Below are 13,550 nucleotides of genomic sequence, written 5' to 3' on the forward strand. Positions count from 1 at the left end.
GCCGGCGCAACTGCGTCGGCGGCTTGCCCGTCCAAGTCGGAATGAAGCTGCAGCTACTCGGCTGCCGGAGTGCCCGAATCCTCTGCGGGCTGGTCGGCACGTTTGAAGTCGCGCCGGATGTTGGCTACACCTTCGGGATCGATTTCGAAGCCGAAGGCGCTCCCGGGGTTGATCACCATGCCGAGCTCGTCCCCGAGGTTGCCGATGATGGCGGCTCCCTGGGTGCCCAGGACGTTGGGGGCGGCGTCGAGGAACTGCTGGTCCACCCGGCTCGGGTGCGAGAAAACGGCCAGCACGGGCTTGCCCTCGGCGTTGGAGAGCACCAGTGGTTCCACCTGCGCGTCCTCGCCCTCAAGCGCATCGGAGCTGATGATGTAGACCTCGTTGTTGAGGAAGGACAGGATGACGTCCACCGGGTTGGCATCCGGCTGGTCACCTGTGGCGAGCTTCTCTTCGAGGTCGTTCAGGGGCTGGATTTCCGCGGGTGCAGGCTGTTCAGTCATACATCTACTCGACCACGTTTGCCGGGCGGGACGCAATTCCTTCCCTTGCCGGGCTTCGACTTCGTGGGTGCGGGCCGAAGGCTGCGTTCCGGAACACAGGCCCCGGCCGGCACCCACGATCTCAGCCACGCAGGAGCCGCAGTAGGCGCCCTTTCATTCCCCGTTCGTCGAACAGGTCCTTCCAGCCGATGCGCAGGATCCGCCACCCTTGTTCGGTCAACAGCTTCTCCCGTTCGCGCTCTTCATAGATCACTTGGGCTGTCGGTTTGTAGTCGAAGTACTTGGACTTTCCATCGAATTCCAGGGCGGCCCGAAGATCCGGCCACGCAAAGTCGAATCGGTAGGTGCCGCGGACTGTTTGAACCGGAAACTGGAGCACAGGAGCGGGGAACCTCAGCCTTGCAATGATGTCCCTGGCCAATGACTCGCCGGGCGACTCGGACATCGGGTCCGCAAAAGCCAGCGCCTGGCGGAAGCCTGCCACTCCCCGGACTCCGGCCAGTCCTGCGCAGGCCGATTCCAGTCGGTGCCGGTCGCATCCGCTCCGCAGCCCGTGGTCGAGGAGGATCAGGGCCTGCCGGTAGTTGAGCATCAGAGCGCAGTCAAGCACAGTCCGATCCAGTGAAGTTACTGGCAAACCGTCTCTCTCGGTGCGGTCGCCGGGCAGGAGAAGAGCGGAATGGGCTTTGACGTCGGCCGCGTGAGAACCGCGGGCCGCGTGGTAGGGAATGATGACATGAATCAGTTGGTCAGGCCGCCACAGATACAGACGATGCAGCCGGCCGGCGGAAGTGTGGCTGAACGTAAGGCCGTCGCCAGCCGTGACCGCCAGGGTCCGCTTGCTGTACGCGGCGAGCCGGGCACGCGCCCGGTCGCCGTCAGAAAGGGCATTCCAATAACTGCCGCGGGCCATAATGCCCGTGCGGACCCGGACAAGGGAGCCTGCGAGGAGGTGCTCATTGATGTGCCGCTTACTGAGCCCGCTGGCAAGCAACTCTTCCGTCCGCCACATGACTGAGCCGCCGGGCAGCGGACTCGCTGGTAAGGCGACGGGACCACGCGCCGGAGGCGATACGCGGGCGGAGGCGACGGAAGGGATCGGCGCAGCATCCGTCCGAAGCGCGGGGCGTCGGGGCGCCGTGGTTCCTGCTACCCGGCCACCCGTCCGTGTGCCCGCGATCTCTGCCCAAACGTCCGCGAGCGGGTCAATGGCTTCATGCGGCCGGGGGTTTCCCTGACTGTTCATTCCACCAGCCTCCACGGGCGCCGGGGACCGTAAAAGCGCCCCGCCGGGCTATGTGGAAAACCCAGAACGTGGGTGCGGGCCGGGTGCTGCGTTGCGGAACGCAGCCCCCGGCCCGCACCCACGGTCTCGAGTGGCTACTTCTTGGCGACAGCCTTCTTCTTCGCCGGGGCCTTGCGCGCCGCGGGACGCTTGGCCGGGCCCTTGGCACGCTTCTCCGCCAGCAGTTCCACGGCCTGTTCGCGCGTCAGTTCCTCCAGCGCGGTGGACCGCGGAACCGTGATGTTGGTGATCCCGTCGGTGATGTAGGGGCCGAAGCGGCCTTCCTTCACCACGATGTTCTTCTCCGACACCGGGTCCGGACCGAACTCGGCGAGCGGCGGGACTGCCGCACGGGCTCCACGCTGCTTGGGCTGGGAGTAGATCTCCAGTGCCTGCTCCAGCGTGATCGTGAAGATTTCCTCTTCGGAACCGATGGAACGCGAGTCGGTGCCCTTTTTCAGGTACGGGCCGAAGCGGCCGTTCTGCACGGTGATGACGTTGCCTTCAGCGTCCTCGCCGAGCGCGCGCGGCAGGCTCATGAGCTGCAGGGCCTCGTCCAGGCTGACGCTGTCCACGCTCATGGAGGCGAACAGCGAACCGGTGCGCGGCTTGGCCTTCACAGGCTTCTTCGGCGGCTTGGGCTTGCCGTTCTTGTAGTACTCCACGGGCTGGTTGGCCAACTGCTCGTCCGTCATCTCCGGAATGATTTCCGTGACGTAGGCACCGTAGCGGCCGTTCTTGGCCACGATCGTGTGGCCGGTGTGCGGGTCTTCGCCGAGGACCCGTTCCTCCGGCGCTGCCGTCTCCATCAGCTCTTTGGCCTTGGCGGCCGTCAGTTCATCCGGAGCCAGGTCCTCGGGGACGTTGGCGCGCGCCGACTCCACCACTTCGCCGGTTTTGGGATCTATCGTGGGGACCGAGCTCTCCAAGTACGGGCCGAACTTGCCCACGCGCAGGGTGATGCCCTCGGCGATCGGCACGGAGTTGATCTCCTTGGCGTCGATTTCGCCAAGGTTGTTCACGATGCTCAGCAGGCCGGGGTCGGAGTCTTCGCCGTAGTAGAAGTGTTTGAGCCAGGCAGCGCCAACGGCCTGGCCGTTGGCGATCTTATCCAGGTCGCCTTCCATGTCGGCGGTGAACTCGTAGTCCACGTAGTCATGGAAGTGCTGCTCGAGCAACCGGATCACCGAGAAGGCGATCCAGCTCGGGACCAGCGCGGAACCCTGCTTACGCACGTAGCCGCGGTCCTGGATGGTGGAAATTGTGGAGGCATAGGTGGACGGGCGTCCGATGCCCTTCTTTTCCAGCTCGGCTGTCAGGGAGGCTTCCGTGTAGCGCGGCGGCGGCGAGGTCTCATGGCCGACGGCGACGATCTCCGAGGCCGTGAGGGCGTCGTCCTTGGTCACGTTGGGAAGGCGGCGCGCTTCCTCGGAGTCGTCGTCCCCGCGGCTTTCGTCCTTGCCTTCCTCATAGGCGGCGAGGAAGCCGGGGAAGGTGATGACGGTACCGGACGCCGAGAACTCGGCGTCGCGGCCGTCCGCAGCCACCGCACCGAGGCGGATGGTGGCCGTGGAGCCCTTGGCGTCGCCCATCTGGGAGGCAACGGTGCGCTTCCAGATGAGCTCGTAGAGCCGGAATTCGTCACCCGAGAGCTGCTTGGCCACCTGCGCCGGGGTGCGGAAGGAGTCGCCGGCGGGGCGGATGGCCTCGTGGGCTTCCTGCGCGTTGGCTGCCTTGCCGGTGTAAACACGGGGCGACTGCGGCACGTACTCCGGGCCGTAGAGTTCGGCGGCCTGGCGCCGGGCAGCCGTCACGGCTTCATCACTCAGCGCGGACGAGTCCGTACGCATATAGGTGATGTAGCCGTTTTCGTAGAGGCGCTGGGCCACCTGCATGGTGCTCTTGGAGGAGAACCGCAGCTTGCGGCCCGCCTCCTGCTGCAGCGTGGAGGTGGTGAACGGAGCGGCCGGACGGCGGGTGTAGGGCTTGGTGTCGACGGAGCGGACACGGAATTCCGCGTTCTGCAGCCCGGCGGCCAGCGACGTGGCAAGTTCCTCGTTCAGGTGCGTGACGTTGCGCGAGGTGAGTTCGCCGTCGTCGTTGAAGTCCCGGCCGCTGGCCACCTTGGCGCCGTCGACGGCAGCGAGCTTCGCCTTGAATGACGACGTCGCGCCGTTGCCGGCACCGAACTGGCCGGTGAGGTCCCAGTAGGACGCGGCCTTGAACGCCATGCGTTCCCGTTCGCGGTCCACCACCATGCGGGTGACCACGGATTGGACACGGCCGGCGGACAGGCCGCGGGCCACCTTGCGCCACAGCACCGGGGAAATTTCGTAGCCGTACAGGCGGTCAAGTACGCGGCGGGTTTCCTGGGCGTCCACCAGGTCCTGGTCGACATCGCGCAGGTTGCCCATGGCGCGCTGGATGGCTTCCTTGGTGATTTCGCCGAACGTCATCCGGTAGACGGGGACCTTGGGCTTGAGTACTTCCAGCAGGTGCCACGCGATGGCTTCTCCCTCGCGGTCCCCATCGGTTGCGAGATAGAGGGCGTCGGCGTCCTTGAGCGCAGCCTTGAGCTCAGTCACCTTTTTCTTCTTGTCCGGGGACACCACGTAGTACGGCTTGAAGTCGTGTTCGATGTCGACGGCGAACTTGCCGATCGAGGTTTTCTTGAGTTCGGCGGGGAGCTCGGACGGCTGCGGCAGGTCACGAATGTGACCGATGGAGGCCTCAACGATGAAGCCCTCGCCCAGGTACTTGGCGATGGTCTTGCTCTTGGCCGGAGACTCCACAATCACGAGTTTCTTGCCGGTTTTGGCCTTGCTTGGCACGGTGCTCCTACAGAAAAAGGTTGGCTCGGGCAGATGGGCCCATACTCGCCTAGTTCACCATATTTTGGAGGATGATGCGCATTCAGGTGGAAAACGGGTGCCGGGGATCACTTACGATCGTCCGGAATCAGGGACCACATTGTGGCCATGCGCCCGGCCCCCTCGGGGACCTGGTCCGGGTCCTCAAGCTCGTATTCCTTGAGCAGCCCGAACACCCTCGCGGTCAGCTCCGCGCGCTGCGCCGGCGTCAGGTACAGCAGGTCGCTGGACAACACCACCACGCCGGGCGCCTCGATCGATTCATTGTTTTTGCGGCGCTCATCGCGGACCCTGGCGTAGGCGTCGACCCTGCGCCGGAAGGCGTCCAGCTCGAGATCCAGGACGGCGAACTCGGGACTGGCCACGCCGCCGCCTGAGTTGATGGTGAAGTCTGTTCCGGCGGCCCGCCAGCGGCGCTCCCTCGCGTCACCCGCGGTGGCAGCAGGCTCCACGATCCCCCACTTCTGCAGGGCCCGCAGGTGGTAACTCATGGCACTCGGCGTCAGGCCCGTCTGGGAGGCAAGCTCCGTGGCCGTCCGGCTCACCTGCGTGGAATACAGTTCCGAGATCACTTCCAGGCGTGCGGCGTGGGCAAGCGCGCGGATAGCCTTGGGGTCGGTGATCTCCACTTTCTTCTCCGGGCGGATCCTGCGCTTGGCAGCCTCTGGCGCGGCCGGCGCCGGGTCCGGCGTTTCTGCATTCACGCCTCCATTCTATCGGCCCTCCGGCGGGTCTGAAAGAAACGCTTGACATCCCCGTTCACCGGGGAGTAGCTTCGCGGACATGGGGGACTCTGCCGGGCCATCGCCTGCCTTACTACCGGTAAATTCGGCGCTCTGGCGAAACCGGGATTTCCTGTTGGCGAGCAGCGCCCGTTTCATGGCTGCCGCCGGCATGGGTGCCGTTGTGGTCAGCGTGATGCTGCATCTTCAGGCCGCCACTGCGGCCGGCACCGTTTCCTTCGCCGGTTCCTGGCTGGTGGCCGTTTACCTGCTGTGCTCCGCCCTGCCCCTGGTGGTCCTCGCCCCGTGGGCCGGCAGGCTGGCGGATACCAGGGATTCCCGCACACTCGCGACGGTGGCCTCCGCGGGAAGTGCAGCCGCCGTTGCAGGCATGGGCGTGAGCATGTACTACCTGGAAGATCACATTCCCGCGCTCTTCGCCCTGACCCTTGTGCTGAACGCCTGCCAGGCCGTGGCCGGCCCGACGTTTCAAGCCCTGTTGCCCCGGATCGTCGGCGAAGAGCGCACGCCACGCGCCGTGGGCACCATGCAGGCAACCATCATGATCGCGGGAATGGCCGGGCCTGCGGCGGGGGGTCTTCTGAGTGGCTGGGGCGGCTCCCTGCTGGTCTTTTCCGTGGCAAGCGCCTGCTATGTCCTGATGGGGGCCGGCGCGTTCCTGATCCGGACCCGGAGGGGCACCGCAGCCGAACGGGCCGGGCGGAAGCAGCCCGCTTTGATGGACGGCCTCCGGCTTATCCGGCGGGACAGCCTGGTGTGGGCACTGGTGCTCGGCGCGCTGTTCTTCATTGCCGTAGGAGAGGCAACCAACGTCCTTGAAGTGTTCCTGGTACGGGGCGAAATGGGCGCCTCCGAAACGCAGTACGGACTGCTCGTTGCCGCTTTCGCACTGGGAATGGCGGCGGGCGCCGCCCTCGCCGGCCTGATCAGGACACCCCCGGTGCGCCTCCGCATCCTGCTGGGGTCGATGGCATTAACGTCCGCTGTGCTCGCCGTCATCGGCCTGGTGCCCACCGTGGACATCATGTTCATCGCCTACACGGGGATGGGTGTTGTGTGCGGTGTCCTCAATGCCTGTTTCGGGGCAATCGTGATCCTCAGGATGCCCGAGGAAGGCCGCGGCCAGGCGATGTCCATGATCGGCGGCCTGACCCGCGCCATCACCATCGCAGCGTTGGCGTTCGGCGGGCTCCTGGGCGCCCTGCTGCCGATCCGGACCGGGTTCCTGCTGATCGGCGGGACCGGAGCGGTGGTGTCCCTCGCCATCGCCGTCACCGTACTGTGGCGCTTCGGTTCACAGGATTTGGCTCCGGGCGTCCCGAACGGTGCCCGCTCCTCCGCAACCGTCCCGGACGGTGCCGGCCCCGCACCTGCCGCCGTTGCCGGTTCAGGCCGGCAGGAGGAACCCGTCGCGGACCAGGTTCCGGACTTCGGTGAGGAGCCCGTTCCGGAACGCTTCGCCGTCGAACCCGTCATCCCCGCCCAGCAGCGCGTCAAGGGCGCCGATGATCTGCCCGGCGGACAAATCGCCGTCGCACGCTGACACGAAGCCCGCCAGCTCGGTGCTCAACAGGTTGGTGCGCCGGAGCCCGGCGCCCTGGCGCAGCAGGATGACGCCGGGGTGTTCCGCCCCCGGGCGCTGGTGCCTCTCCTCCGTGACGTCCTCCGCCACCAGCAGGTGGGCGGCGCCCAGATCGTTGGCCGCCAGCCAGTCGGCCCGTTCCACTGCTGCCCCCAGGTGCGGGCCAATGGGCTGCTCGATGGGGTAGGTGATCTCCTCGAAGCGGCTGATGACGGGCCGTGCGCCGTCAGCGGGCCGCCGCAGGAAGATCATGCCGAACCCGATCCCCTCCACGTTCCTCGAGGCAAAGTCGTCCAGGTAAGCTGCGTAGGCATCCTGGTAGTGCCGGCGGTCACGGGACTCAGAGGCATCCTGCAGCCACGTTTCGGCATACTGTTCCGGCCCCACCAGTTCACGCTGGATGAACCAGGCGTCCACATCCGGACTGACCCAGCTTTGCGGCCTGTCCTGCCATGACGTCCCCGCGGCGATCTCCCAGTTGCCCAAAAGCTGGGCTGTTCCGGCCGGCGCGAGGACGGACGGCAGTTCCCGCACCAGTGAGGCGACAATGTCGTCTCCGGGCAGGCCGCCGTCGCGGTACGTGAACTGGTCCGCGGCGGCCTCCCCCGCGCTTCGGGGCGTGATGACAAACGGCGGGTTGGACACCACCAGGTCGAAGGCCTCCCCCGCAACAGGTTCCAGCAGCGAACCCAGGCGCAGGCTCACCCGGTCTTCCGGCCTGGCCGGGTCGATACCGAGCGCCTCGGCGTTCAGCAGCAGGTTGAACCGGGTGAAGGCAAGCGCCCGGGCTGAGATGTCCGTGGCTGTCACATGGTCTGCGTGGTGCAACAGGTGGAAGGTCTGGATGCCGCAGCCGGTGCCGAGGTCCAGGGCTTTGGACACCTGCCGGCGGATGGTGGTCTGCACCAGCGTGGTGGAAGCCTGCCCGATTCCCAGCACATGGTCGTGGCGGAGGACGCCGGGCTGCTGGTGCGCCGCGAGGTCGCTGGCCACCCAGAGGTCGGTGCCGCCACTGCTGCCTGTTTCGTCTGCGCTTGCCTCAGCAGCACCGCTCCAGCTGTACGGCCGCAGATCGGCTTTTGCCCTGACGGTTCCCGAAGCCGGATCCGAGCCGGCCTCCACGGTCTCGCAAGGTTCAACAAGTCCCAGCGCCAGGAGACCCTCGGTGCGGACCCCCGGGAGGGCGGCGTCGAGCACTTCGGCGCGCTGTGGCACTGCCAGCAGCCACAGGCGTACGACGGCGGCAAGCGCCGCCGTCTCCGGGCCGCCTTTCGCGGCACTTTCGGTGGCGATCAACGACGGGATGATCTGGTCGCGGCTGAGAGCGGAATAGGCGGATCCGCCAAGCAGTCCGGCCACTCCGTCCACGGAGTAACCGACGCCGCGCAAGTCCGCGGCGAGGGCGGAAAGCAGTTCCGGGAGGTCGCTGCGCGGGGCGTCGGAAGTGTTGCCGGCCGTAAAGTGCATAGCTGTTTCAGTCACCAGGCAAGTCTATGGTTCCGGGCTGCGCCCTCCAGGCCGGGTTCGTCCGGCCCCGCGCCGCCGGGGCGGGATTGTCAGCAGCACCGCCTATGCTTCAGAGCATGAGCCGCAAAAGTGTGATCTTCGTTGACGCAGGTTTCCTCCTGGCCACAGGCGGGCTGCGAGTCACCGGGAACTCGCTGCGCTCTGCCTTTTCCGTTCAATACAAGAGCCTGGTGGACGGCATCCAGGAGTTTGTCAGCGAGCGCGACAGCCGGGACCTGCTGAGGATGTACTGGTATGACGCCGCCAAGGACGGCTTGTTCAGCGACGAACACAAGCGGATCGGGCTGCTTCCGGGAGTGAAAGTCCGGCTCGGGCGCATGTCCTACAACGGCGAACAAAAAGGTGTGGACCTTAAGCTCGGGCTGGATCTCGTGGGAGTGGCGCGGAACCGGTCGGCTGACGTCGCCTACCTGCTCTCCGGCGACGATGACCTCGCCGAGGCGGTGGAAGCGGCGCAGGACCTCGGTATGAAGGTGGTGCTGCTGGGGATCGAGAACCAAGGCCACCGGCTGGGGGTCACCGCGGTGGCCGAGCATCTGGCATTGCAGGTTGACGATATTGCCACCCTGCCGCAGACGCTCCTGGACCGCTGCTTTGCGAAGTCGGCGCCCGTGGCTGAGCTTGCTGCCTACGCCCCCGCTTCGTCCGAAACCGGAGCTACAGTCAGCGTGTCCGGCAACGGCGCGGCCCATCTTCCCGGCACACGGCCTGTCCCCGGGCCGGGCGTTGTTCCCGCCCGGCCCGCCACCGCGGCTCCGGCCGCCGGCTATGCGGCCGGCTCCGCTTCCGAGGCCGCCGGATCCACTGCGCCGGCAGAGCCCGGGGCCGCTTCTGCCGCGGCTACTGCGGCTGCTGCGGGCCCGGCAGGGTCATCCGGCAGGCCGGTCCCGACGCCCGGACCCAGGAGGCTGCAGCCGGACGTGCGTCCGGTGCCGGCAGCCGGCGTTGTGCGCCGGGAACCGGTCTATTCCACGGCAACCGGCGCCCCCGCGGCCCAGAGCCCCTGGTTCGACCTGGTGGAGAGCGCCGAAGCGGTGGCTGTCAGCCTTGCGGATAACTGGCACGGCAGCGTCAGCCAGCGCGAACTCAACGAACTCCTCGCCGAGCGGCCGCTGCTGCCGCCGACGATTGACCGGGTCCTCATCAAGGACTGCGCCGCGAAGATCGGCGAAGCCAAAACGGACCTGCAGGACATCCGCAAGGCCATCCGGGCGGCATTCTGGCGCCGGCTGGATGAGCTCGTTCAATAGCAGCACCGCGGGAATCATGCGCCGCAGCGGCTGCTGTACCTTGCGCCCTACCGGCCGGTTTCACTCATGCCGCCGGTCCGCCGGGACCTCTCCCTGGTGCTGGCGGACCCTGCCGAGGCGGACATAGAAGTGCTGCGCGACCGGGTGTACATCGTCCTCCACCAGGGAAAAGTGCAGGAGCTGATCGCCGGTTAGGACGGTCAGCGCGGCCCGCGTCAACGGGTAAGTTGGAGGTATGTTTTCACGTTCATCCGGGCCCGGGCCGCTGCCTGCACTGAGGCGCGTCCTCGGCACGGCGGCCGCGGGCACCTGCCTGCTGGTTGCCGCCTCGGCGTGCTCTTCAGCCGTTTCCATCGAGAACGCCGATGTCCCTGCCTGGAAGGCCACAGCCCTGCCGACGGCCAGCGGAACGGTGCTCGAGGATGCCGGCAAGATCCTCAACCGCCAGCCGCTGGTCAAGGATGCGGCCGACGTTCCGGCCGGCGCGTACACCCTGACCATGACGTGCGACGGCGGCGGCAAGGCCTTTTTCACCGTCAGCGCCGGTGGCACGAAGCTAGCCGAGGCCGGGGCCGCCTGCAACGGCAGCCGCGAGAACGCCAAAATATCTGTACCCGCCGCCGGAGCCGTGCAGGTAAGCGTCTCCAGCGTGGATGCCCCACTCATCTACGCCTACCATCTGGCGGCCGGAAGCTAGCTCTGTGACTTGCACCGTCCCCAAGGGTGCGTATGCTCAGGGACATGTCAGCTCTTTGGGGGAAGCGGATGATGGGCGTCGCTGCGGTTGTGCCGGTTGCGGGCCTGCTTGCGGCCGCACTGAGCGGCTGTGAATACGCGGACGACGGCGGTCCGCCGGGTCTTGCTGGGTCCCCGCCACGGTCGAACGCCGGCCCGGACCGGCCGGACTCCGGGAAGGCGTCGAACTCTCCCACGGTCCAACCGGAGCGGGCCAACGACGAGCAGTTGAGGCGGCTGCTGGGGCCGCCAGGAAGCCATCAACTGCCATACGTGACGGCAACGGGGGCTGCGGCCGTGTGGAGCACCGAGGTACCGGCCGGCGACTACCTCCTCACAGCCGCCTGCGTTGCGGCGCAGTATGGCGTGCTCGAGGTGCGGCTGGCCGAGGCCACCCCGGAGCAGTCAAACCTCCTGTGCCACACGCGGAGGGTCATGCGCCTCAACCACCAAGGCGGCCTCATCACGGCACGGGTTGCGGCCGCCGCCGAGCCGCGGTTCGGCGCGAGCGGTTTCCGGCTGGAACCCTACCCTGACGCACCTGGTTCAACGGCGGAGCCGGCCGTGGGCTGGTCCGCGAAACAACTCGGCCCGGCGCAACCGGGTGAGGTGCGGGGCTATCCGGTGGCGGGCCGGTGGCATCGCTCCGGGCAGGTTGGGTCACCCGGGACACTGACCCTTACCTTTGCCTGCGAAGGGACCGGCACTGTTGAGATTTCGGTGGTTAAACCCAATGGTGAGGATCTGCTCTCCGGCAGCGGCTTTCCCTGCGGCAGGCCTCGTCCCACAGACATTCCGGTGGGACCCGACGGCATCCTGGTGAGGGTGGATTCCACCAGCGATACGGTCCGGGCTGCGTACAGCCTGCTGCCCGCTGCCGGGAGCGGGCTGTGATGGTGCACCGGGCGCCACGGCGCGCCGTTCTTCTGGTGGCAGGAGCCCTGGCCGCGGCCGGCCTGGCCGGGTGTGAATACGCGAACGACGTCGGCCCGGAGCCGTCCCGACCGACCGGCCGCCCGGCAACCACGGTTGCCGCACCACCGGTTCCGTTCGGAAGCATGGATCCCGCACTCGAGGCTGAGCTGGAACGAAACATGGCGGCCGTCGAACTCCTGCTGGCGGACGTCCCCGTGGGTGCGGGCGGCGCTGCCGGAGCTATCAGCGGGCACACCGGAACCGGAGGCGGCCTGACGTTCAACGGAGTCCTTACCGGGGCGGGCGTATACACCGTTACGGCCGTCTGCGTCGGTGCGGTGACGGCCCAGCTGGTGGTCACCTCCCGCGGGTCCGCCGGCACCACCCATCGCATTGACGTGCCCTGCGGGGAACCGGTCAGCGAACAGGTCGAGCTGAACACCGGCCCGGTCACCGCCCATATCGTGAGTCCGGACGAGGACCGGGTCCGCACAGCGGCAGTAGGGGCGATCCGGATTCTGGACCCCGGACCCTGACGCCGGGAAGGGCATCGGGCCTGCGTCCGGCCGCCTCTGGTTTGGGGGTGGCCGCAGGCCTAGAGTCAGAGTATGCACACCGTGCAGGCACCCCGGGTGCCACGGCGTACGGCCGCGGCGGCCGCCGTCGTGCTTTCCGGTGCGCTGGCCGCCGGTGCGGCACTGAGCGCGTGCGAGTACGTGTACGACGACGGCCGCGGGCCGCTGCCCACCGCGACGGCGCCGCCCTTCACCGACGCAACCCTCCCCCAGGACCCCCGGCGGAACCTCCCGGTGACCGGCGCGGAACTTGAGGCGTGGGTCGGGCAGGTCCTCCCGGACACGGCGGGCCAGGTCTTCCACACGGGTTTCGGCCTGCTCAAGGCGGGCACCGCGCGCCAGGAGAGCACCGGGCAGCTGCCCAGCGGCACTTACTCGCTGACGCTGGCGTGCAAAAGCCCGCGCAGGGTGTCGTTCACTGTGCGCAACGGGGAGTTTGCTCTTGTGGACCTGAGCCTGCGGTGCGGAACTTCGCGCGTGAACGTAATCCACGTGTCCAACGACGCCGTGCTCAGCGTGGAGGTGGCGGCCCAGTCCGCAGCGAACTTCGCCTACCGGATCAGCAGGATCTGAGCGCGGGATGCCAAACTAGGCGGCGCAGCCTTCCGGGCAGCGCAGTGTCTCCGGGCTGGAGGCGCACTCCGTGCAGTAGAGCGTGAGCGTGCGGCAGCTCGGGTTGGAACAGTTCTCGAACTTGCTGGTCGGAGCCGAGCAGCGGACACACTCGCCGATCGTTTTGGCTTCGTCGCTGAATTCGAGGTGCATGCGCTTGTCGAAGACGTACAGCGACCCTTCCCAGAGGCCCTGGTCCTTGAAGGTCTCGCCGTAGCGGACAATCCCGCCGTCGAGCTGGTAGACCTCCTTGAAGCCGCGGTTCACCATGAGGCTGGAGAGCACCTCGCAGCGGATCCCGCCCGTGCAGTACGTGACGACCGGCTTGTCCTTGAGGGCGTCGTACTTGCCGGATTCGAGTTCCTTGATGAAGTCATGGGTGGTGGCCACGTCCGGGACGACTGCGTCCTTGAACTTGCCGATCCGGGCTTCGAAGGCGTTGCGGCCGTCGAAGAACACCACTTCCTCGCCGCTTTCCTTCTTGGCATCAACCAGCTGGTGCAGTTCCTCTGGCTTGAGATGGGTGCCCCCGCCCACCACACCGTTGGCGTCCACCTTGAGCTCGCCGGGGGCGCCGAAGGATACGATTTCGTCCCGCACCTTGACGCTGAGGCGGGGAAAGTCCTCCGCTCCGCCGTCGGACCACTTGACGTCAATGCCGTGGAAACCCTTGTATTCGCGGGTCGTCTTCACGTACTGCTTGACGGCGTTCAGCTCGCCGCCTACGGTCGCATTGATGCCGTCCTTGGAGATGAGGATGCGTCCGGTCAGTCCCAGCTTCTCGCACAGGGCGCGCTGCCACAGGCGCACGGCGTCGGGATCTGCGATCGGAGTAAAGCCGTAAAAGAGCACAATTCGGTTCAAAGCCACGTATTTAAGGGTACTTGCTGACCGAAAGCGGCCGAAACGGGGCCTTAGCCTCTACCAACGGTTCCGGTCACAATTCAATAAGC

At 67.0% G+C, this 13,550-nt stretch carries 12 protein-coding genes and 1 pseudogene; 7 read left to right on the forward strand and 6 right to left on the reverse strand.

The window, feature by feature from the left end:
* Positions 1-53: 53 nt before the first annotated feature.
* The 4 genes from ACSQ12_RS17405 to ACSQ12_RS17420 all read right to left on the reverse strand — a co-directional run bounded on the left by ACSQ12_RS17405 (position 54) and on the right by ACSQ12_RS17420 (position 5,362).
* Complete coding sequence (locus tag ACSQ12_RS17405; RefSeq protein ID WP_043431006.1) at positions 54-503, reverse strand: SseB family protein; 450 nt, start codon at positions 501-503, stop codon at positions 54-56.
* Positions 504-624: 121 nt separating this feature from the next.
* Positions 625-1,113: a hypothetical protein gene (locus ACSQ12_RS17410; protein ID WP_436066251.1), complete on the reverse strand. Its 489-nt coding sequence runs from the start codon at positions 1,111-1,113 to the stop codon at positions 625-627.
* 770 nt (positions 1,114-1,883) lie between these two features.
* Positions 1,884-4,619, reverse strand: coding sequence for a type I DNA topoisomerase (gene topA, locus ACSQ12_RS17415; RefSeq protein ID WP_436066252.1), 2,736 nt, complete (start codon positions 4,617-4,619; stop codon positions 1,884-1,886).
* Between the two features lie 107 nt (positions 4,620-4,726).
* Positions 4,727-5,362, reverse strand: a complete 636-nt coding sequence (locus ACSQ12_RS17420; RefSeq protein WP_209742539.1) for an ArsR/SmtB family transcription factor — start codon at positions 5,360-5,362, stop codon at positions 4,727-4,729.
* 214 nt (positions 5,363-5,576) lie between these two features.
* Here ACSQ12_RS17420 and ACSQ12_RS17425 point away from each other — a divergent pair.
* Positions 5,577-6,629, forward strand: a pseudogene (locus ACSQ12_RS17425) (MFS transporter); the annotation flags it as partial.
* Between the two features lie 159 nt (positions 6,630-6,788).
* Here ACSQ12_RS17425 and ACSQ12_RS17430 read toward each other — a convergent pair.
* Entirely contained in the window at positions 6,789-8,450 is a 1,662-nt protein-coding gene (locus ACSQ12_RS17430) for a DUF7059 domain-containing protein (RefSeq protein WP_436067022.1), read from the reverse strand.
* A gap of 116 nt (positions 8,451-8,566) precedes the next feature.
* Here ACSQ12_RS17430 and ACSQ12_RS17435 point away from each other — a divergent pair, with 116 nt between their 5' ends.
* The 6 genes from ACSQ12_RS17435 (at position 8,567) to ACSQ12_RS17460 (ending at position 12,558) form a co-directional block, all read left to right on the forward strand.
* Positions 8,567-9,760: an NYN domain-containing protein gene (locus tag ACSQ12_RS17435; protein ID WP_436066253.1), complete on the forward strand. Its 1,194-nt coding sequence runs from the start codon at positions 8,567-8,569 to the stop codon at positions 9,758-9,760.
* 66 nt (positions 9,761-9,826) lie between these two features.
* Positions 9,827-9,955 carry a hypothetical protein gene (locus ACSQ12_RS17440; protein WP_280872639.1) on the forward strand — a complete coding sequence of 43 codons (129 nt, stop codon included), beginning with the start codon at positions 9,827-9,829 and terminating at the stop codon, positions 9,953-9,955.
* A gap of 40 nt (positions 9,956-9,995) precedes the next feature.
* On the forward strand, positions 9,996-10,457 hold the full coding sequence (locus ACSQ12_RS17445; RefSeq protein ID WP_436066254.1) for a hypothetical protein: 462 nt from the start codon (positions 9,996-9,998) through the stop codon (positions 10,455-10,457).
* Between the two features lie 44 nt (positions 10,458-10,501).
* Positions 10,502-11,389, forward strand: a complete 888-nt coding sequence (locus ACSQ12_RS17450) for a hypothetical protein (protein ID WP_436066255.1) — start codon at positions 10,502-10,504, stop codon at positions 11,387-11,389.
* Entirely contained in the window at positions 11,386-11,946 is a 561-nt protein-coding gene (locus tag ACSQ12_RS17455) for a hypothetical protein (protein ID WP_436066256.1), read from the forward strand. The genes ACSQ12_RS17450 and ACSQ12_RS17455 overlap by 4 nt, the downstream gene beginning before the upstream one ends.
* Before the next feature lie 72 nt (positions 11,947-12,018).
* Positions 12,019-12,558, forward strand: a complete 540-nt coding sequence (locus ACSQ12_RS17460) for a hypothetical protein (protein WP_436066257.1) — start codon at positions 12,019-12,021, stop codon at positions 12,556-12,558.
* A 15-nt stretch (positions 12,559-12,573) separates the two neighbouring features.
* Here ACSQ12_RS17460 and trhO read toward each other — a convergent pair whose 3' ends face one another.
* Positions 12,574-13,467 (reverse strand): oxygen-dependent tRNA uridine(34) hydroxylase TrhO, encoded by an 894-nt coding sequence (gene trhO, locus ACSQ12_RS17465; protein WP_436066258.1) that lies wholly within the window; start codon positions 13,465-13,467, stop codon positions 12,574-12,576.
* Positions 13,468-13,550: the final 83 nt, after the last annotated feature.

Origin of the sequence: Arthrobacter sp. LjRoot14, assembly GCF_964253905.1 — a bacterium.
GTDB lineage: Bacteria > Actinomycetota > Actinomycetes > Actinomycetales > Micrococcaceae > Arthrobacter.

Excerpts from the sequence above, each read along its gene's own strand:
- ACSQ12_RS17405 (WP_043431006.1), bottom strand. The coding sequence starts at position 503 with ATGACTGAACAGCCTGCACCCGCGGAAATCCAGCCCCTGAACGACCTC.
- ACSQ12_RS17435 (WP_436066253.1), top strand. The coding sequence starts at position 8,567 with ATGAGCCGCAAAAGTGTGATCTTCGTTGACGCAGGTTTCCTCCTGGCC.
- ACSQ12_RS17460 (WP_436066257.1), top strand. The coding sequence starts at position 12,019 with ATGCACACCGTGCAGGCACCCCGGGTGCCACGGCGTACGGCCGCGGCG.
- ACSQ12_RS17430 (WP_436067022.1), bottom strand. The coding sequence starts at position 8,450 with ATGCACTTTACGGCCGGCAACACTTCCGACGCCCCGCGCAGCGACCTC.
- ACSQ12_RS17450 (WP_436066255.1), top strand. The coding sequence starts at position 10,502 with ATGTCAGCTCTTTGGGGGAAGCGGATGATGGGCGTCGCTGCGGTTGTG.
- ACSQ12_RS17440 (WP_280872639.1), top strand. The coding sequence starts at position 9,827 with ATGCCGCCGGTCCGCCGGGACCTCTCCCTGGTGCTGGCGGACCCTGCC.
- ACSQ12_RS17445 (WP_436066254.1), top strand. The coding sequence starts at position 9,996 with ATGTTTTCACGTTCATCCGGGCCCGGGCCGCTGCCTGCACTGAGGCGC.